The following is an 18,962-nucleotide window of genomic DNA, read 5'->3' as shown; positions in this document are numbered from 1 at the left end:
ACCTACCACTGACCCTGAGGTCTGATGCCCACCTGCGAGGCGAAACACATATCGCCTGTACCCACTCAGCGATGACGACACCTGTCAATGGCCAAGTAGAAGTCCCCGCTGGTGGCCAGCAGAAGTCCCCACTCCGCTGCGGGTGGTTGGCTAATTCTTGGCGGCTCCCTTCTTGTGGTCGGCGTGGCGCATCCGGTAGGACTCGCCGGAGGTGACGACGATGCTGGCGTGGTGCAGCAGCCGATCGAGGATGCTGGCGGCGGTGGTGTGCTCGGGCAGGAATCGCCCCCATTGTTCGAAGGGCCAATGCGAGGCGATGGCCAGGGAGCGGCGCTCGTAGCCGGCAGCCACGAGCCGGAACAACAGTTGAGTCCCGGTGTCGTCGAGCGGGGCGAAGCCGATCTCGTCCAAGATGACCAGATCCGCGCGGAGCAGGGTGTCGATGATCTTGCCGACGGTGTTGTCGGCCAGGCCGCGGTAGAGGACCTCGATCAGGTCGGCGGCGGTGAAGTAGCGGACTTTGAATCCGGCGTGGACGGCAGCGTGCCCGCAGCCGATGAGCAGGTGACTTTTGCCCGTACCAGGTGGGCCAATGACCGCCAGGTTCTGTTGTGCCCGAATCCATTCCAGGCTCGACAGGTAGTCGAACGTGGCTGCGGTGATCGACGATCCGGTGACGTCGAACCCGTCGAGGGTCTTGGTGACCGGGAAGGCTGCGGCCTTGAGACGGTTGGCGGTGTTGGAGGCATCGCGGGCAGCGATCTCGGCCTCAACCAACGTCCGCAGGATCTCCTCCGGTGTCCAGCGTTGCGTCTTGGCGACTTGCAACACCTCGGCGGCGTTGCGGCGCACCGTGGCCAGCTTCAACCGCCGCAGCGCCGCGTCAAGGTCAGCAGCCAGCGGTGCCGCCGAGGACGGTGCCACCGGCTTGGCAGCGGTGGTCATGAGGCCGTCCCGTCGGTGGTGTTGATCTTGTAGGCCTCCAACGAGCGGGTCTCGACGGTGGGCAGATCGAGCACGAGTGCGTCGCCGGCGGGGCGGGGTTGTGGGGTGCCGGCGCCGGCGGCCAGGATCGAGCGCACGTCGGCAGCGCGGAACCGGCGAAACGCAACCGCCCGGCGCAGCGCGTCAATCAAAGCCTGTTCGCCGTGGGCGGCGCCAAGGCCGAGCAGAATGTCGAGTTCGGATTTCAGTCGGGTGTTGCCGATCGCAGCAGCACCGACGAGGAACTGCTGCGCTTCGGTTCCCAATGCGCAGAATCGTTTCTCTGCTTGGGTTTTCGGGCGAGGACCACGCGAGGGTGCGGGTCTGGGTCCGTCGTAGTGTTCATCGAGGATGGACACCTCACCTGGGCTGACGAGCTCGTGCTCGGCCACGATCACACCGGTCGCAGGTTCCAACAGGATCAGGGCGCCATGATCGACCACCACCGCCACGGTGGCACCGACGAGCCGCTGAGGCACCGAGTAACGAGCTGAGCCGTAACGGATGCACGAGAGGCCGTCGACCTTACGGCGCACCGACCCCGAGCCGATCGTCGGCCGCAGCGAGGGCAGCTCCCTCAAGACGGTGCGCTCGTCAACCAAGCGATCGTTGGGCACGGCGCAGATCTCCGAGTGGACCGTGGCATTGACCTCGGCGCACCATAGTTGCGCCTGGGCGTTGAGGGCACGTAGGTCGACCTGCTCACCGGCTAACGCAGCTTCGGTCAGCAGCGGCACCGCAAGGTCGTCCTGAGCGTAGCCACAGAGGTTCTCCACGATGCCCTTCGATTGCGGATCCGCACCGTGGCAGAAGTCCGGAACGAAGCCATAGTGGGACGCGAATCGCACATAATCCGGTGTTGGAACAACAACATTGGCGACGACACCACCTTTGAGGCAGCCCATCCGGTCGGCCAGGATCTTGGCCGGAACCCCACCGATCGCCTCGAGGGCTTCGGCGATCATCGCCAGCGTGGTCGAGGCTTTCTCGTCGGCGGCGAACCGCACAAACCGCCACCGCGAATAGGCCAGCACCGCGCAGAACACCATCAACCCCGGTGCAGCTTCGGCCCAATCCATCACCAGATAGTCACCGGGTGACCAGACCGCCGGACGGCGTTGATGCCGGTTAGCGTTGCGCCACAATACTTTCTGCTCGGCTACCAGGCGGCGGAAGTTACGGGCCGAGCCCTGATACCCGGCAGCTCGGGCGATCGGCAGCATCCGCTTCGCCGACATCTTGCCGTGTGATTTCTCGACTCGGGTGGCGACTAGATCGGTGAACGCGTCGAGGTTGCGTGGCCGTGGTTCCCGCGGGGGCGCGCCACCGGCCTCGGCCCGCTCGATGACCCGCTTGACCGTCTTGTGCGTAGTACCGCACAGCTCGGCCGCGCCGCGATACGACCCGACCTGGTGATACGCCGAAATGATGTTCATACGCTCCCTTGCAGACTTCAATAGAGCTCCCTGGGCGGTGATCAAGTGACAGTTGGCGCTATCACCGTCACCGCCCAGGCCCTCAGCTCCCGGAAAAGACACGACGAGCCCGCAAAGGAGTGGGGACTTCTACCTGGCCACCAGTGGGGACTTCCTACTGGCCACAGATGGGGACTTTCTCATGGCCATGGACAACACCTGCTGGTAGATCGCGGCCGATTTCGATAAGGAAGCCGCGATGGCTCACGCCAAATCGATAACTGCCCTAAGGCTGCTTCGTCTGAAGGCGAAACACGAGACCATGACTACACCTAACGACGCGACCATCGGAAGGCTTTGACGGCGGTGACGGGGCCATTGCTGTCTCATGGTGCGAGCCTGACAAAGCCCGGCGGCATGTGGGGCGCCGGCGCCGACTGCACCGGACCGCCACCGCCGTTGCCACCACTGCCACCCCGCCGGTGCCTCCACCGCCGTCGCCGGCATCGCCCCAGGTTGAGGAGCCGCAGCAGGAGGCTCCGCCTGTTGCGGTGGTGGCGGGGGCTCTTGCGGCGGGGGCGGTTGTTTTGGTGGCGGCGGTGCCGCGTTTGGCCGGGGTGGTATCAGGTTGTGCGCCGTGGGCGGCGGTGGTGGCGGAATCTGCGGCGGGTTCTGTAAGTCGGAATCTCCCTCGGGAACCGCTCCGGTGAGCGAGGTGAGCATTGTGCCCGGCGCACCACGGTCCGACCGGTCGTTCCCGTAGCGGCCCGCCACGAAGGTGGCGCCGTCCAGCACGTATGTCAGCCGGACCACGCCGGTGCCCATCGGTTCCTGCCGCGCCGCCGGAGTGTCGATCATGTAAAAGCGCGGCTCGCGCGGACCGCTTGCTGAGTTGACCGTGTCGTGCGTGGACGCGGCGACCCGGTGCGTCGGTTCATTCGATCCAGGCGCGGAACTAGCCATAGCCGTGATGGAATCAATCTTTTGTTGGTTGTACGGGCAGTAGACCTCCACCGCTGCAGTGATGAATCGGGTGAGGGTGCGCGTGATGCGCTCGGGGGGGTATTGGCGCTCGGGAGGGTCCACGTTGAACGCAGTGTTCCTCATCAAGTCCACTACCGCGTCCACCGGCATGCCGCCATCGAGTTTGCGACACAGGGTCTGCTGCACGATCAGGTGACAGTTTCGGTTACGCGGCCTGGCTGGCCGGTGTGGTCATGATGGCTTCGAATTCGATGGGGGTCAACCGGCCCAGAGCGAGCTGACGGCGACGCCGGTGGTAGGTGCGTTCGATCCAGGTGACGATCGCGATCCGTAGCTGTTCTCGGGTTGAATCGCCCTGGTTCTGCCGGAGACTCGGGCTATTGGATTCCGATCAGTGGTTGGTCGGTCCGTTGTGCATCGTAGAACGCGGCTTCGAACTCGACCGGTGGAATGTCGTTGAGGTAGCCGTGGAGGCGGCTGGTGTTGTGCCAGTAGACCCAGCCCAGGGTGGCCAGCTCGACGTCCTCGACGGTCCTCCACGGCGCGCTGCGGGCGGGCCCGTAGATCAGCTCGGCCTTGTAGTAGCCGTTCACCGTCTCCGCCAGAGCGTTATCGAAGCTGTCCCCGATCGACCCGATCGAGGGGACCGCACCAATCTCGGCGAGCCGCTCGCCGTAGCGGATGGACGTGAACTGCGATCCTGCATCGGAGTGACATGTCAAGCCCGCCAACAGGTTTCCGCGTGACCAACGCGCCATCTCCAGCGCATCGAGCACCATCGTGGTGCGCATGTGCGTGGCGACTCGCCAGCCGACGATTATCCTGCTGAAGGCATCGATGATAAAGCAGACGTAGGCCACCCCAGCCCAGGTCGGCACGAACGTCAGATCCGTCACCCAGAGCTGATTCGGCGCGGTCGCAGTGAACTTCCGCCCTACCAGATCGGGGTGTCGCGCCGCGGCGGGATCCGGCGTGGTGGTGCGTACGCGTTTGCCGCGCCGCGCCCCTGCGATGCCGGCGGTACGCATCAGCCGTGCGACCTGATCCCGGCCGACGTCGTGGCCGGCCCGACGTGCCGTTTTCCACAGCTTGCGGGCCCCGTATACCCGGTAGTTGTCCTCCCAGAGTCCTACCAGGACCGGCCCAAGCTCTGCGTCGCGTTGGGCGCGCGCTGACGGGGCACGGGTCTTGGTGTCGTAGTAAGTGCTCGGGGCCATCGACACCCCTGCAGATCGCAGGACGGTGCAGATGGGCTCGACCCCGAACTCCTCGCGGTGGGCGTCGATGAAGTCCACTATTTCTTGTGTTGGCGGTCGAGCTCCGCCCCGAAGAAACTCGCCGCTCGCTTCAGAATTTCGTTGGCGCGCTTGAGTTCTCGGTTCTCTTGTTCCAGCTCCTTGATCCGGGCAGACTCCGCGCTGGACACCCCGGGAGCGTACTCGTCGTCGATGTCGGCTTGGCGCACCCAGGAACGCACCGACTCCACGCCGTACCCCAACTGGCGAGCCACCCGCGACACCGTGCCCTGCTCGGTGCCCAACTCGGCGCGCAGGGCTCGGACCATCCGCACCGCAGCGGCCTTTTCCTCCGGGCTATAGCGACGCGCCGTGGGCTTCCCAGACGACTGTTCCTTCGGCATACCTGCATCCTCGTTTCCAAGGTCAGGAGCCTCCGGGATTTCCAGGGCGATTCAGGTGTCCCAGCGGCGCCGGTTCAGGACGTTCTTTTGCAGCAGGCTAAAGAAGCTCTCCATGGCGGCGTTATCGCCGGCGGCCCCGACACGGCCCATCGATCCGACCATGTCGTGGCGGCTCAGAGCGCGAACGAATTTGCGGCTGCGAAACTGGCTGCCCCTGTCCGTGTGAAGGATGCAGCCGGCGACCTCGCCGCGTCGTGCGACCGCGCTATTGAGTGCCTGGGTGGCCAGCTGGGATTTCATCCGGGAGTCGATGCTGTAGCCGACGATCCGGTTGGAGAACTCGTCTTTGATCGCGCACAGGTAGAGCTTGCCCTCGCCGGTACGGTGTTCGGTAATGTCGGCCAGCCACAACTGATTTGGCGTATCGGCGGTGAAATCCCGGCCGACCAGATCATCATGCACGGGTGGCCCGGGCTTGCCGTTCTTGCCGCGTTGACGCTTGCCGAACGCACTCCACCAGCCGTTGTTCGAACAGATCCGCCACGCCGTGCGCTCAGCCATCGACTGACCGGCGTCGCGGGCTTCATCAACCAGGAACCGGTAGCCGAATTCGGGATCATCGCGATGGGCCTCGAACAGGGCGTTGGCCCGATGCGCCTCGACGTATTCGGCCTCGGTGATGGGATCGGCCAGCCAGCGGTAGTAGGGCTGGCGAGCGAGCTTGAGTACCCGGCACGTCACCGCCACGGGGATGCCGTCGGCGGCGAGCTCTTTCACGAGCGGGTAGAGCCTTTTCCCGGCAGGTTGGCCTGCGACAAGTAGGCGGCTGCTCGGCGCAGGACTTCGTTCTCCTGTTCCAACAGCCGATTTCGGCGACGCAGCTCACGCAGCTCGGCGGAATCACTGGTGCTCTTGCCGGGCTTGGTGCCTTCGTCGATGTCGGCTTGGCGCATCCACTTGGTCAGCGTCATGGGATGGACACCGAAGTCGGTAGCGATCTGCTCGATCGTCACACCGTCGTCACGGTTGCGGGCAACCCGGACGACGTCGTCGCGGAACTCGCGGGGATAAGGCCTAGGCACAATGGACATCCTTCCAGCCCGCCCACCTGGGGCAAGCCAAATCAGATGTCACCTATCCGTGCAGCAGACCCTCGAACTCACGGACGCCCGTGGTCAGTACAGCTAGATCGGCACCCTGCCGGGACCAGCACGTGCACGGTTTCCGAGGGCTCCTGCGCGTTTGCGTAGACAGTAGTGGGTTCATCGAGTCAGACTTGCGGATGTCTGTGACAGGTCGGGCTACACCTTGGCCATGACTGGTCAACGAGCTCGTCGAAGCCGCCGACGACAAACAACTGACCAAGGCCACCTACTGCCAGGGGCGTGTGGATCTTCTGCTGCTTGATTGGCTACACGGAACTAGGCACGTGCAGCGCCGACCTGCTCTTCCAGGTTTTGACCAGCGGAGGAAAGAACGCTATCGCGATCGCCAGCAAGGAAGCCTCCTCACGGTGGACAAACCGTTTACCGCCCCACGCTTCTGCGCCGCCATTCGCCCGACTTACCTTCGGCGGCGCCATTATTGAACCGGCACCGCCTCCTACCGGCTGGCCCAGACCCGAAATCTAAAGTCTCAGCCCCAGCTGAATCCGTGCCGCGGGCGCGTCGATCAGGCTAACGGCGCCGATCATCATTCAGCGCCGCCAGCACTCGCTCCCTGGTCGGGAGGTCCAGCCGGCACGCATTGGCGATCAATGGGGCACCCGATGTCATGACATCGACACCATCAACGAGCACGGTCGGCGATGTATATGCACCGACTCTTTCCACCACTCGCTCAGCGAAACCAACCTCGGACAGACAGTCCACGAGCAGGCGCCGAGCCAGCGCCGCATTTGGACACCCCGGGCTCGTGAGTAGCTCTGCACGCATACACCCAGCTTCGCTCACCCGGCATCCTCAAGCATCCTAAGTGGGCCAATTCATACCGCCAGCCGGACCCAGTTCATGTTGACATAGCGACCCGGGTGACGGATGGACTCTTATTGCCACCGAATTCCATATGCACCCTGCGCAGTTGATTTGCGGCCAACCGAAGGAGATGACCAGTGGAGTAGCAGCCACGCGCGTGGGCGGTCATGGACGGACGCGCCCGAGCCGGCCGTCCTTCGAGCACGAATTTCTTTGCTGCGGAACGGTTTCAGAGTCAATGCGTGGCCTAGGAACCTCTGGATGCGGTTGCTAGGCCATTCGGCTACGGTCTCGGCGTGACCGGGGCCGAAGGAGTAGTCGACGTCGACGACGACGGTTGGCCAGGCCCCATCGGCCCCATGCCACCGGGCCCCATCATGCCTCCCATTCCGCCGCCAGACCCGCCCATCTCACAGCGCATCACCTGCGGTCCGTTGTGATGCTCCCAGCGGGAGCCAAGGAAAAAGCCCGAAACAAACACCGCACCCACGATGAAGACAACACCGGCGGTGATTCCCACCACTGCCGCGGCCTGACCTAGACGGCTGGATCGCTGAGGGCTCGGTTCTCCGGCCGTGGATTCGCTTGGGGCTTAGGGTGTTTCAGTCATGTGCACCTCCGGGTTTCGCTAGATAACATTACGTGGCTTTGGAAGGCCGTTCCACCCTTGACGTTCGCGCCGGCTGGTCTAACGCCTCGGAAACGATCGGACTCGACCCGATCAGATCCGCCGCCGGCGCATCGAATATCCATATGCGGGTCGCGACGGAGCAATCCTCTTCCTGTCTGTCAGCGGCGCCATCGTAGGCGCCCAATTCCTCACGGGTCATTGATGCAGCACTGTCTACGTACACATATAGTAGATGATTAAACGGTAAAGCGCACAGGCCTCCCCAGTCTGAGTAACCGTCGAGGTCCAGCGATGATCGGCGTCGCCCGTCGGAGAATCGGCCTCGTGCACACGCACGCCTTGACGCAGTGATTCATATCAATAGCCCGTGAAGGAACGTTTACCCTCGACGAGTTCTTACAGAATTGGGCGTGGGCCTGTCCACTGACAGCATCGGCGGGCTGCGAGCCGGTGCCGGAAGACGCTACGGGACTTCCTTAATGGCAATCCCATGAGCGGCGACCCTGCTGCCCTGCCCTCAACGCACACGACGAATCGTCCTGACCTACGACACCGTCCAGCCCGGAGAACCCACACCGACCAGAACAACTTCGAGGCGGAGCCGTAGCGTTGCGCCTCGCATAACAATTGGGTGCGGCTGCGGTCGAGGCTAGATCGAGCGCTGGAGCATCACGTGGCCGTTGTCGGCCAAAACCACTTGTACTGCGGCGATCTGGGTTACCGGCATCGAAATGCTACCGGTGGGCGTCGCCGTATGGCCTGGGATCGCCACCCACGTCGCCAGCCGGGTCTGGCTGCCGTCGCGGCCCACGACGACCAACGCCACCGTATCGTGAGGAGCATCGGGTGGAGCTAGGCACACGAACTTCAGCGCGATGTTTGTACCCCATTGCTGGCCGCTAAGTGACACTGTCGACGCCAGCAGGGTCGTACCGATTTGGTCCATCGGCAGCGCCGCCTGTGGCGGCGAAGTCGGGAACCTGCCATTAACCCCAATTAACACACCGATCGTCAGGATGACGGCAGCGGCAGCCGAGCCCACCCAGATCATCGCGCGGCTTCGAACGCGGTGCGAACGGACCGCGGCCAGCATCGACGGCAGCAAATCCGGCGGCATCTCGGTTGCTCCGGCTGGGTGGTCTGCCTCGTTGATCGCACCAATGTCACTGCGGGCGAGCTGCGCCAGCATGGCCGGAATGCCGCTGAGCTCGGCAACGGCCTGACGGCATTGCGGGCAGCCGGCCATGTGGGCCTCGAATTCCCGCCAATCGGTGGCCGACAGTGATCCCAAGACGTACGCGGCATCCCACATCGCATGGAGGTGGTTGTCACCAGGCGGGCCAAGTCCGCGTAACAATGTCATCATCGCCCTCCATCCCTAGCTACTAGCAGGCATTCGGGCTCGAAGGCACACGGATCGGGCTGCCGGACGGCTTTTGGCCTCGAGCCAATTACCTTGCATCATTTGGCGTTCGCTGCCAGCGGGCATCGCGATGGGCGGTAGCGCGGTCAACGTGTCACCCCGTCCTCTTGCAGCGTAAGCCGTTCTGTCCGAGCGACATAGCGCAATCGGGACTTGACCGGCCCCTCGGCGATTCCGAGGTCCCCCCGGAGCAGCGTTTCCCAGACCACGACTTTGGCACGACAAGCGCCGCCCATCAATCGCAACGCGTATCGCCACAAGATGGCGGCCTGATCGTCGTCGCGAACCGTCATCGTCGCTTGCAAATCCGATCCGCTGATGACCCTTGGGCACTTCATCACCTCCTGCTATGTCACGAGGGAAGCACCTGGCAAGTTCACCAGCCGAAGCGTCACCACACCTTGATCATCTACGACAGCCGGTACGTAGATGCAGTTTCATATCTGGTCGTAGTCACGATTGTTTCGTCCGACTCCTCGACTACGCGCGGCCGAACGTGTTCATCGTCGCGCGACCGGCTTGGCCCGTGACACGACTAGCCGGCCGCAGCCAGAGCCGCATCATCTCTGTCCATTGCCGGAATTTTCGACTTTGTCGGCTGCCAGGGACAAGGGGCCAGCTCGGCGCCGGTTTTGCCATGAGCATGGGACCACCCGTTTGCCAGTGATGGGACCACCTGGCTAGCTGTTTTGCCAGTTATGGGACCACCCGGCGTGGCGTCGGGGCTTCCGGTTGCTCGGCCGCTGTATTGGCCGAATGAGCTACCGGGAGGTTTCTGTGATCGAAGTCAAGGAGATGTTGCGGCTGTGGCTGGATGGTCGCGGGTATCGGGAGGTGGCCCGGCTCTCGGGCACCGACCGCAAAACGGTGCGCCGGTATGTGGATCGGGCGCGCGCGTGCGGGCTGGACCGTGATGGCGACGCCTGTCAGCTGACTGACGAGCTGTTGGCGGCGGTGATCGCCGAGGTGCGGCCGAGCCGGCCCAACGGCAAGAGCCAGACGTGGGAGATCATCGACACTCAGCGTGAGCAGGTCCAGGCGTGGCTGAAACAGGACTTGACCTTGACGAAGGTGCACACGCTACTGGGCAGGCGCGGAGTGGTGGTGTCGTATCGCACGTTGCATCGATATGCCACAACGGAATTGGGCTTTGGGCAACGGCGGGCCACGGTGCCGGTGGCCGATTGTGAGCCCGGCAGCGAACTGCAGGTCGACTTCGGTCGACTCGGGCTGCTCACCGACATCGAGGACGGCCGCCGGCGGGTGGTGCATGGGTTGATCTTCACCGCGGTGTATTCGCGGCACATGTTCGTTTGGCCCACCTACCGGCAGACCCTGGGCGAGGTGATCGCCGGGTTCGAAGCGGCGTGGGTGTTCTTTGGTGGGGTGTTCGCGGTGGTGATCCCGGACAACATGAAGACCATCGTGGATAAGGCTGATGCGACCGACGCGAAGCTCAACGACGCATTTCGCGAATATGCCCAGGCTCGGGGATTCGCTGTGGACCCCACCCGCATCCGCAGCCCCCGCGATAAGCCTCGCGTCGAACGCTGCGTCCAATATGTGAGATCGAATTTCTTTGCCGGAGAAGACTTTCGGAACCTGAGTGACTGCCGCGCGCGAGCTGAGCAGTGGTGTGGGCAGGTGGCCGGGATGCGAATCCACGGCACCACCCGGTGCCGCCCGGTCGAGGTGTTCGCCGCCGAGGAGCTACCCCAACTCAAGCCGGTGCCCAACGAGGTGTTCGACATCCCGACCTGGAGCCGGCCCAAGGTGGCCCCGGATCGGCATGTGCAGATCGCGCGGGCGCTTTACAGCGTTCCCGGCGAGCTGATTGGCCGCCGCCTCGATGCCCGCGTGGATGCGCATACGGTCAAACTGTATTGGCGCGGTGAGCTGATCAAGGTCCACCCCGTGGTGGGTCCGGGGCGCCGCCACACCGATCCCGCCGACCTGCCCGCTGAGGTGTCGGTCTATGCCATGCGGGATCTGAACACGTTGCAGCGCAAGGCAGCCACCCACGGCACCCATGTCGGCGTCTACGCCGCCGCGGTGTTAGAACACCCGCTGCCGTGGACCAAGATGCGCCAGGTCTACCGCCTGTTGGGATTGGTGCGCCGCCACGGCGCGGAGGCGGTCGATGATGCCTGCCGACGCGCGCTGGACGCCGAGGTCATCGACGTCGGCCTGATCGAGCGCATGCTCACCCGTGGCGCCGGTGCGCAGCTGCCGCTGATCCCCAAGCCGTCGCCCACGGCATCCAGATTCGTGCGCGCCGCCACTGACTTTACGGTGCGGAGGCCATCATGAGCCCCGCCCGTCCTGACGCCACCCCAGCGGTCAAGCCGATCGAGATCTCTGCAGACCTCAAAGTCCTGATGCGCCGTCTTAAGCTCGGCCAGCTGCTCGACACCCTGCCCGAACGGCTCGCCTTGGCACGATCCAATCGGTTGCCGCATCACGATTTCCTGGAGATGCTGCTGGCCGATGAGGTCACCCGCCGCGACCGCAAATCCGCCCAACTACGCGCCAAGGCGGCCCGTCTGGATCCGCAGATGCAGTTACAGGCCTGGGACGATACCGCCGCGGTCAGCTACGACCGCCAGTTGTGGGCAGAGTTGACCTCGCTGCGGTTTTTGGCCGACGCCTACAACGTGCTCATCATGGGCCCGGTCGGGGTCGGAAAAACGTTCCTGGCCAACGCCTTAGGACACATCGCGGTCCGACGTCACCACAGCGTGCACACCGAACGCGCCGACAAACTCTTCAAACGCCTACGCGGGGCACGGCTAGACGGCAGCTATGAAGACGAGGTACGCAAACTGCACCGCGTCGAGCTACTCATCATCGATGACCTCGCGTTGCACCGGCTTGAAACCACCGAGACCAATGACTTCTATGAAATCATCGTGGAACGCCACCGCACCGCCTCAACGATCATCACCAGCAACCGCGAACCCCCAGAGATTCTCACCATGATGGCCGACCCACTGCTGGCGCAGTCGGCGATGGACCGGCTCCAATCCGCGGCCTACGAACTCGTCGTCGAAGGCGAGTCCTACCGGCAACGTCAGAAACCCCGCCCCGCAAAGCCGGTCAATTCGGACCAGCCGAATTGACCAGCAGCCATCTCGTCAGTCACCATCACAACGGCCAGTAACCGGAAACAACCGGTCCCATGCTCATGGCAAAACGGTGGTCCCATCACCCTGGCAAGCGACACGCTTGATCTACTATCTGTGTACATAGATAGTAGAAATGCATATCGGACTCGTCGCCCGACCGATTCTGGCGGGTGGCGTCGCAGTCTAGGTGGGCGATACGGTTGGGCAGTATCGGTTTTCAGATCCCGCGGTCGTGTGGTGATCGGTAACGAGACGGAGGTAATGCGCTGATGATGTCGTATGGCGGCGACGGCTGGGTTTGGTGTAGCGCGTTGTTCAACACGTTGGGGGTGATGGTGATTTTGGGTGTCATCACCGCGGCCGTGGTGCTTGCGGTTCATCTTGGCGGCGCGGGACGAAGCGGCCGGTCAGCGGGAGGAGATGGCGCGTTTGCTCGGGTCGGGTCACCTCATGAGCGCGGCGATGCGGAAGAGGATGAATTTTACCGCCGGTTGATGTAGGCGGGCGAGATGCGATGACTGCGCGAGTAATTGGCCGTATACAAATGATTTGGGGTAGCTGACCGCAGCGCGGAGTTCGTTTGGTATGAGCTCGACCCCGCCGACGCTGTACCGCGATACTGGGGTGGCTGCCGCCTACGGCGACGCGCAGGGGGGCCACCATCGCCGTGAGAACGTCTGGTCCCGCGTTGTCTGGCACCATCCGAGCTCATGCCCGCGAGGTGAGTGGTTTCGTGCACGACGGGATACCACGACGATGCAGGACGTGATGGACGGGGCCGGCGGGCCCGTGGGACCACCATAGCGGCCCGCGATCACGAGATGACTTTCAACAATACGTCTGCAACGCAGCCCTATTCGATGCGGTAAAGGCAGGACTCTGGCGGCCCGGTAATGGTTACTTGCGCCGGGTTCTTCTGGCCAGACGCTGCAGCGCAGCACGCAAATGCGCGGATTCCTCGGGACTGATCTGTTCGAGAAAGTGGCTGAGCACCAGTTCAGAGCGCCCCCCGGCGTCAAACACCTCGCGCATCAGTTGCGCACTGTGCTGCTCGCGGGTCAACGCCGGCCAGTACCGGTAGGCCTTGCCATCTCGCTCACGCGCCAGCCACCCCTTGGTGTGCAGGTTGTCCATGGTCGACATCACTGTCGTGTAGGCGATCTCGCGTTCAGCGGCCAGCTCGTCAAAAATCTCGCGGACCGTCGTGGTTCCATCCCGGTCCCAGATGCGGTCCATCACCACCGCTTCCAACTCCCCGAAGCCCCGCACCCGCACCGTCACCCTCCGATCCGCACAGCATTCGACGCCGGTCGCCGTCATACACTAACTACGTACGCACATAGTAGATTACCCATGGCCGGCACACAATGTCGGATGTCTGATCACGACGGCGGCGAAACCCAATCAACGTTGTTGCCGGCGTGTTCGTTTCCTGCCGTTGGGAGACCGTCGAAACGCAATTGTCGCACTGACGCATCGCTTCGATCGCCCGCCACGACTTCGGCGACCATGTCGGGTAACAACCCGATACGCTCTTATTCGGTTATGGAAACAATTGCCGCTGGGCCGTCGTCGCGTACTGACCGTCAGCTGCGCTCTACTTTTTGCCCCGCGCCGCCGCCCGGTGCGAGTCCCATGGCCGGCACCACCCGCATGTTCGGGCGCCTCCGAACTCATCGCGGCCAGCTTGGTCAATCCCGCCGCCCGCCCACTGCCTTGCCTATTCCTTCCTTATGTAGGCACAAACCAGTCGAAATGGCGTTCGCGCTACGAATGCGCGTTCACGTCAGCTATTGAGGTTGGCGGTCCGCGTTTCGGAGGCGCCTGGCGGCCCGGGAAGCGCCGGTGTGGTCAGTGGGCCTACCTGGACCAGGTAGGCGTCGAGATTCCAGATTTTTCTAGCATCTTGGGTGATTCAGCCACGCGTTGAGCGCCAAGCAAGCGATTCGGGCATTGTGCATCTCGGAGACACAAAACGGAGCTTGGCTGCCTCAGCGAACCTCCATTGTGCCGAAGGAGAACCAACACCGCCATTCAGGATTCAACAAGAAACGAGCGCCTCACACGCCGCAGTTTCGATCTGAAAGACACAGCAGCCCCCCAGGTTGCAATGTCGGAGGCACACGCCTAGCGCTGCTACATTTGGAAGCACTGTGCATAGCGACCTTCTCAAGCTTCCCCTGCTGCGATCGGCCATCGCCATCATCGCGGCACTCTGGTTGCTGGGTGGTGCCGCCGAGCACGCGTGGCACGCGGCCGCCACGGTTGATGCGGCTCAGCAGTCGGATAGCTCATCGAATGGTGCACCGGCGGTAAATGGCGATCACGCGCAGTGCGACAGCGGGCTGTCGCACTCCTGCCTCGTAGCGACGGCGGTGGCGGATGTCCCGCGCTGGGATGACGCGTTTCTGGTGTACGCCGGGGTCGCGGCGGTGGCCGTTGTCGGTTATTGCTTTGTGTGGGCGCGACAGGCCAGACGGGGTCCACCTCGAGGACCCGCTACACCCGTCGCCGGTCAAGACCTGCTAACACGATTTTGTCTCGCACGGCGCTGATAGGTCGGCGCCAGATCAGACGGCGTTGCACGGTCTACCGGTAATCCCCCTGCTCGATTGACGAGCATTCTTTCCCGCGGGATGGGTCGAAGACCTGTCGATATTTTCGATGAGTTGACCCGGCAGCCAAGCTGCGTCGCGTTATCTGGCGTCCTCACTCACCATGCGGCCCAGGGCCAGTCGGCCGCGTCTAAGAACAGTGAAGCGACGCCACCTGGAGTCGTTTCGTCAAATGCCTTTGTCGTTCGGGAGAATTTTGATGCGCCACCACACCATCGCGCCCGGTCTCCGGCCGCGGTTCGTGACACCGCCCGTCAGCGGACCGCTGAACCCGCAGAGCCAGTCATGGAAATAGTTGACTCAGTCGCCGCCCGCGGCGTACTAATGAGCGCCGCGCCAGTCGTCGCTAAAGGCACCGAGCCAATCGGACCAACAGCGTGTATTTCGCAGCGTTGTCACCGCGGGTCTAACGGCGCGCTCGGCTCACTCGTGGAGCGAGTCTCATGACGCAGTTTGGATCAGCCGCCACCCCGGGAAGCGACGACCTTAGCTGTTGCAGCACGACCCCTTCGAGAACAGCGATGACATTTCAACGCGATTCCCGATGGCACGCTGCCGCACGATGGGCGCGATGGCTGGCTTGGGTCAGCCTGATCTTTGTGGTCGCCGAAGGGGCGCTCGGCCTGTGGCAGGGCGTGGCTACAGGATCTGTCGCACTGACCGCATGGGCATTAGGAAGCGCACCCGAGGCGATGGCCAGCCTGGTCGTGATTTGGCGGTTCAGCGGCACGCGAACCTTGTCAGAGACGGCCGAGCTCCGTGCGCAACGTGGCGTAGCGGTGTCGTTTTGGCTCAGCGCCCCCTACATTGCCGCTGAATCCCTGCACCATCTACTCAAAGAGCACGTGTCACACACGTCGCTGGTCGGTGTTGTCTTGACGGCTGCCGCCTTGGTGCAGATGCCGATCCTGGGCCGCGCGCAACAGAAACTCGGCGCACGGCTGGGCTCGGGCGCCACAATCGGCAAGGGCATCCAAAACTATCTGTGCGCCGCACAGGCGGCCGCAGTCCTCCTCGGCTTGGCGGTCACCCTCGCATGGCGCAACGGATGGTGGTTAGACCCCGCCATCGGGTTGGGCATCGCCGCCGTCGCCGTCTGGCAGGGGCGGCGATCGTGGCGCGGCGAGGATTGCGGATGCTAGGGCCTGGGGCAGATGAACGGCACCGGAATACTCGACACCGCCATTGCATATATCGCGATATACGCATAGTTTGTCGACATGGATCGGGCGGTCGGGGGGCGTCGATGAACGAGAACCATAGCCACACCCACGGGCATACGTCGGCGGATTCTGACCGGCGATGGCTGGGCGGTGCGCTGGCAGTGATCGCCGGGTTCATGCTGGGCGAGGTGGTAGTGGGGATCATCGCGGGGTCATTGGCGTTGCTCTCTGATGCGGCCCATATGCTCACCGATGCGGCCTCGATTGCGTTGGCGTTGTGGGCGATTCGGCTGTCTGCGCGTCCGGCGTCGGGGCGGATGACCTACGGGTGGCGGCGCGTGGAGATTTTGTCCGCGCAGGCCAACGGCGTGACCTTGCTGGTGTTGGCGGCATGGCTGGCCTATGAGGCGATCAAAAGGCTGATCCACCCGCCGCAGGTGACGGGTGCACTGGTGCTAGTCACCGCGCTGGTCGGTGTGGTGGTGAACCTGGCGGCGACGTGGATGATCAGCCGGGCAAACCGGGCCAGCCTGAACGTTGAGGGCGCTTTTCAGCACATACTCAACGACTTGTTCGCCTTCATCGCCACCGCCGTGGCCGGGGTGGTGATCGTGGTCACCGGGTTCGGGCGTGCGGACGCGATCGCCACGCTGGTCGTGGTAGCGCTGATGCTGCGAGCCGGCATCGGATTGGTGCGGGCCGCTAGCCTCGTTTTTCTCGAGGCCGCGCCCCAAGGTATCGATCCGGACTCGATCGGGCAGGCCATGGCCGCTCACGATTCCGTCGTGGAAGTTCATGATTTGCACGTGTGGGAAATCACCTCAGGTGAACCGGCCCTGTCGGCGCACGTGATCGTCGCGCCGGGCCGCGACTGCCACGCCACCCGAAACGACTTGGCGCAGCTGCTGGCCCACGAGCATGGCATCTCCCACACCACGTTGCAGCTCGACCACGAAGCCTCCGAAATCGGCAGGCAGGGTGCAGCCGGCGAGCATGCGCACTGCGAGGGTCCACACGGCCCGACGCATCGTTTCACCGGCGCCTGACAGACCCACCACGGACCATAACCAGCCTCCGGTCTACGGAAGGAGAAACCATGCCGCACAAGCCAACCCGCGAAACACGCTCACTGCGGGTATTGGTGCTGGGCTACAGCGGGGTGCTAGCCGGGGTTGCTGGCTTCATCAATTCGGTGGCACTGCTGGTCTTGGCGTTTCCGGTGGGCAACCTGACCGCACTGAGCACCAAGCTGGGCATGGACTCAGCCAATCCGCTGCTGTACGAGAGCTGCATGATCGCGCTGATCGTAGGCGGATTTTTGGCCGGAGCCGCCGGGGCCGGCGCTGTACTGGCGCCGGTGCAAACCCACACCAGTGCGCGCCACGCCGCGGTCCTGCTCGCCGAGGCCGCGCTGCTGGTGGCCGCAGCCGGTATCGAGATTCCCGGTTTCAAGGCGCTGCTGGCGGCGGCCGCGTGCGGGCTGCAAAACGCGATGACCTCGAACGCTCCCGGAATGTCGATCCGCACCACGCACTTCACCGGCACCATCACCGACCTCGGATTGATACTGGGCCGCAGCCGCCGCCACGGGATGGACAAGTGGAAGGCCGCGGTGCTGACGACGACCGTGGTGCTATTCGTCGGCGGCGGCGCGACGGGCGCCCTCATTGGCGGCCGGTTCGGCCACAACGCACTGCTTCTTCCAGCTGCCGCCTGCCTGGCTGTCGCGGTGGCCAGCCTGCTGTATAGCCGGCGGCGCAGCACCCGATTGGCCCGCGCGATATCGGCCCCCGAGCGCTCGCATCGCTCCCTTGCTGATCAGGCGACGGCGGGGTAACCGCGGAGCCCAAGTCATGCGCATTCGTATATGCGCATGCGTTTATAGTTTGTTAGTCTGGGCGGGTAAGGCATCGCCGTTGCCTGATTAGGGAGGTCCAAATGGCAGACGAGCGCGGATCAATGGAGGCCAAAGAGTCAACGCTGCTGTGTCCGCGGTGTGTGTCGCAGATGCTGCCGGTGCAGCGCTTCGGGGTGACGATCGATCAGTGCACGGGTTGCGGCGGCGTCTTCCTGGACCGGGGCGAACTAGAGCAACTCTCCGAGGCCGAGGCCAAGTTCTACGCCGCCCAACAGCCACCCCAACCCGCGCCACCGCCGGGAGGGTATGCGCCTGCGCAGTACCCAGCGCAGCCCGTGTACGTCGAAAATCCCCGCCCTAGAGGATTTTTGGGTGGATTGTTCGGAGAGGGCTATTACGGTGGTCACCACGGAGGATATCGGGGCGGACACCACTGACGATTGCGCCGGCGGCATTGCCTTCAACTTCCGTGCATGCCCGACCCAGTGGCCTCCACATCCCACAGTCGCGCACTGTCAAGTTTATCCAGCCCAAATGTTGAGTCGCCGTCGGCGGCGGCCAGCGGCGATCGGACAGCCGGGCTCGCATCTGACCAACTTCACGGCGCATGGTGCCGTCGTGAGGCCCTCCCCCTTGATGGACCGGTTAGTACCGAGGCCCCCCCACGCTGACCACCCCGTCGGCACGACGCCTGGCAGTCGCAGCCGATGCAGGTGCTACGCGCGGGCTGGCGGCTGCGCTTTGCTTGCCGGCGCCCCCGGCCGGTTGGCCCAACCGAAATTCATAGTGATATTGCGATGTATCTATGTTACGGTCGAATGAGTAGTAGGTGAAATGCGCCCGACAGGGCCGAACACGAGGAGGAAGTTGATGTTTCCGCATGCGCTAGCGGCGAAGGCGGCCGCTACGGTGTTCACCGGATTGGTGGGCGTGAGTGCCTATGAGCTGTTGCGTAAGGCGGCTGGTGGGGCGCCGGTGCGTCGGGCGACGGTCGCGGCCGCGGAGTTGAGTTTGCGAGGGACGCGTCGTGCAGAAGTGGTAGCGGAGTCGGCTCGGCTGAAGGCGGCTGACGTGGTCGCCGAGGCGCGTGAACGCATCGGTGAAGAGGCTTCCCCGCCGGCTGCGGCCGCGGTCCACGACCACGACCACTGA

12 protein-coding genes, 6 pseudogenes and 1 other annotated feature are annotated in these 18,962 nt (G+C 63.8%); of the genes and pseudogenes, 9 read left to right on the top strand and 9 right to left on the bottom strand.

The window, feature by feature from the left end:
• Nucleotides 1-150: 150 nt before the first annotated feature.
• The 6 genes and pseudogenes from istB to NF20_RS06415 form a co-directional block, all read right to left on the bottom strand.
• Nucleotides 151-945, bottom strand: a complete 795-nt coding sequence (istB, locus tag NF20_RS06435) for an IS21-like element IS1612/ISMav1 family helper ATPase IstB (RefSeq protein WP_009979999.1) — start codon at nucleotides 943-945, stop codon at nucleotides 151-153.
• Nucleotides 942-2,441 (bottom strand): annotated as a pseudogene (gene istA, locus NF20_RS06430) (IS21-like element ISMav1 family transposase). Before istA (NF20_RS06430) ends, istB begins: the two are co-directional and overlap by 4 nt.
• A gap of 344 nt (nucleotides 2,442-2,785) precedes the next feature.
• Nucleotides 2,786-3,557 (bottom strand): annotated as a pseudogene (locus tag NF20_RS28895) (DUF732 domain-containing protein); the annotation flags it as partial.
• 31 nt (nucleotides 3,558-3,588) lie between these two features.
• Nucleotides 3,589-3,732: pseudogene (locus NF20_RS28035) on the bottom strand (IS3 family transposase); the annotation flags it as partial.
• Nucleotides 3,733-3,760: 28 nt separating this feature from the next.
• Nucleotides 3,761-5,022, bottom strand: a protein-coding gene (locus NF20_RS06425) for an IS3 family transposase (protein ID WP_142283916.1) whose coding sequence is annotated in 2 segments (ribosomal slippage) — nucleotides 3,761-4,719 and nucleotides 4,719-5,022 — 1,263 coding nt in all. Because the reading frame shifts where the segments join, the coding sequence is not laid out codon by codon here.
• Nucleotides 4,592-4,723, bottom strand: a sequence feature (AL1L pseudoknot). Its footprint overlaps the gene before it by 132 nt.
• Nucleotides 5,023-5,076: 54 nt before the next feature.
• Nucleotides 5,077-6,104: pseudogene (locus NF20_RS06415) on the bottom strand (IS3 family transposase); the annotation flags it as partial.
• 236 nt (nucleotides 6,105-6,340) lie between these two features.
• Between NF20_RS06415 and NF20_RS28890 the strand changes: the two are divergent.
• Nucleotides 6,341-6,649 (top strand): annotated as a pseudogene (locus tag NF20_RS28890) (ATP-binding protein); the annotation flags it as partial.
• Nucleotides 6,650-8,275: 1,626 nt separating this feature from the next.
• Here NF20_RS28890 and NF20_RS06405 read toward each other — a convergent pair.
• Complete coding sequence (locus NF20_RS06405; protein WP_014711797.1) at nucleotides 8,276-8,992, bottom strand: anti-sigma factor family protein; 717 nt, start codon at nucleotides 8,990-8,992, stop codon at nucleotides 8,276-8,278.
• Nucleotides 8,993-9,135: 143 nt separating this feature from the next.
• Nucleotides 9,136-9,234 (bottom strand): annotated as a pseudogene (locus tag NF20_RS28885) (RNA polymerase subunit sigma); the annotation flags it as partial.
• 571 nt (nucleotides 9,235-9,805) lie between these two features.
• Here NF20_RS28885 and istA (NF20_RS06395) point away from each other — a divergent pair.
• From istA (NF20_RS06395) to NF20_RS27090, 3 genes are all read left to right on the top strand, one after another.
• Nucleotides 9,806-11,359, top strand: coding sequence for an IS21 family transposase (gene istA / locus NF20_RS06395; RefSeq protein ID WP_033712892.1), 1,554 nt, complete (start codon nucleotides 9,806-9,808; stop codon nucleotides 11,357-11,359).
• On the top strand, nucleotides 11,356-12,168 hold the full coding sequence (locus tag NF20_RS06390) for an ATP-binding protein (RefSeq protein ID WP_014711800.1): 813 nt from the start codon (nucleotides 11,356-11,358) through the stop codon (nucleotides 12,166-12,168). The genes istA (NF20_RS06395) and NF20_RS06390 overlap by 4 nt, the downstream gene beginning before the upstream one ends.
• Before the next feature lie 317 nt (nucleotides 12,169-12,485).
• Complete coding sequence (locus tag NF20_RS27090; RefSeq protein WP_139803685.1) at nucleotides 12,486-12,674, top strand: hypothetical protein; 189 nt, start codon at nucleotides 12,486-12,488, stop codon at nucleotides 12,672-12,674.
• 397 nt (nucleotides 12,675-13,071) lie between these two features.
• Here the strand turns inward: NF20_RS27090 and NF20_RS06385 are convergent, their stop codons facing one another.
• A complete protein-coding gene (locus NF20_RS06385; RefSeq protein ID WP_033712913.1) occupies nucleotides 13,072-13,449 on the bottom strand; it encodes a BlaI/MecI/CopY family transcriptional regulator in 378 nt (125 codons plus the stop codon).
• A gap of 1,861 nt (nucleotides 13,450-15,310) precedes the next feature.
• Between NF20_RS06385 and NF20_RS06380 the strand changes: the two genes are divergently transcribed.
• From NF20_RS06380 to NF20_RS06365, 5 genes are all read left to right on the top strand, one after another.
• A complete protein-coding gene (locus NF20_RS06380) occupies nucleotides 15,311-15,931 on the top strand; it encodes a cation transporter (RefSeq protein ID WP_020822717.1) in 621 nt (206 codons plus the stop codon).
• A gap of 104 nt (nucleotides 15,932-16,035) precedes the next feature.
• Nucleotides 16,036-16,998 (top strand): cation diffusion facilitator family transporter, encoded by a 963-nt coding sequence (locus NF20_RS06375; protein WP_014711802.1) that lies wholly within the window; start codon nucleotides 16,036-16,038, stop codon nucleotides 16,996-16,998.
• Nucleotides 16,999-17,048: 50 nt separating this feature from the next.
• Complete coding sequence (locus tag NF20_RS06370; protein ID WP_014711803.1) at nucleotides 17,049-17,789, top strand: DUF1275 family protein; 741 nt, start codon at nucleotides 17,049-17,051, stop codon at nucleotides 17,787-17,789.
• A 122-nt stretch (nucleotides 17,790-17,911) separates the two neighbouring features.
• Nucleotides 17,912-18,247: a zf-TFIIB domain-containing protein gene (locus NF20_RS26045; protein WP_014711804.1), complete on the top strand. Its 336-nt coding sequence runs from the start codon at nucleotides 17,912-17,914 to the stop codon at nucleotides 18,245-18,247.
• Nucleotides 18,248-18,680: 433 nt separating this feature from the next.
• Nucleotides 18,681-18,962 carry a DUF1490 family protein gene (locus tag NF20_RS06365; RefSeq protein WP_008257367.1) on the top strand — a complete coding sequence of 94 codons (282 nt, stop codon included), beginning with the start codon at nucleotides 18,681-18,683 and terminating at the stop codon, nucleotides 18,960-18,962.

Origin of the sequence: Mycobacterium sp. MAC_080597_8934, from assembly GCF_000523975.1 — a bacterium.
GTDB lineage: Bacteria > Actinomycetota > Actinomycetes > Mycobacteriales > Mycobacteriaceae > Mycobacterium > Mycobacterium avium.
The sequence above is the reverse complement of the archived record's forward strand: the minus strand, read 5'-3'. Positions and strand labels throughout refer to the sequence as shown.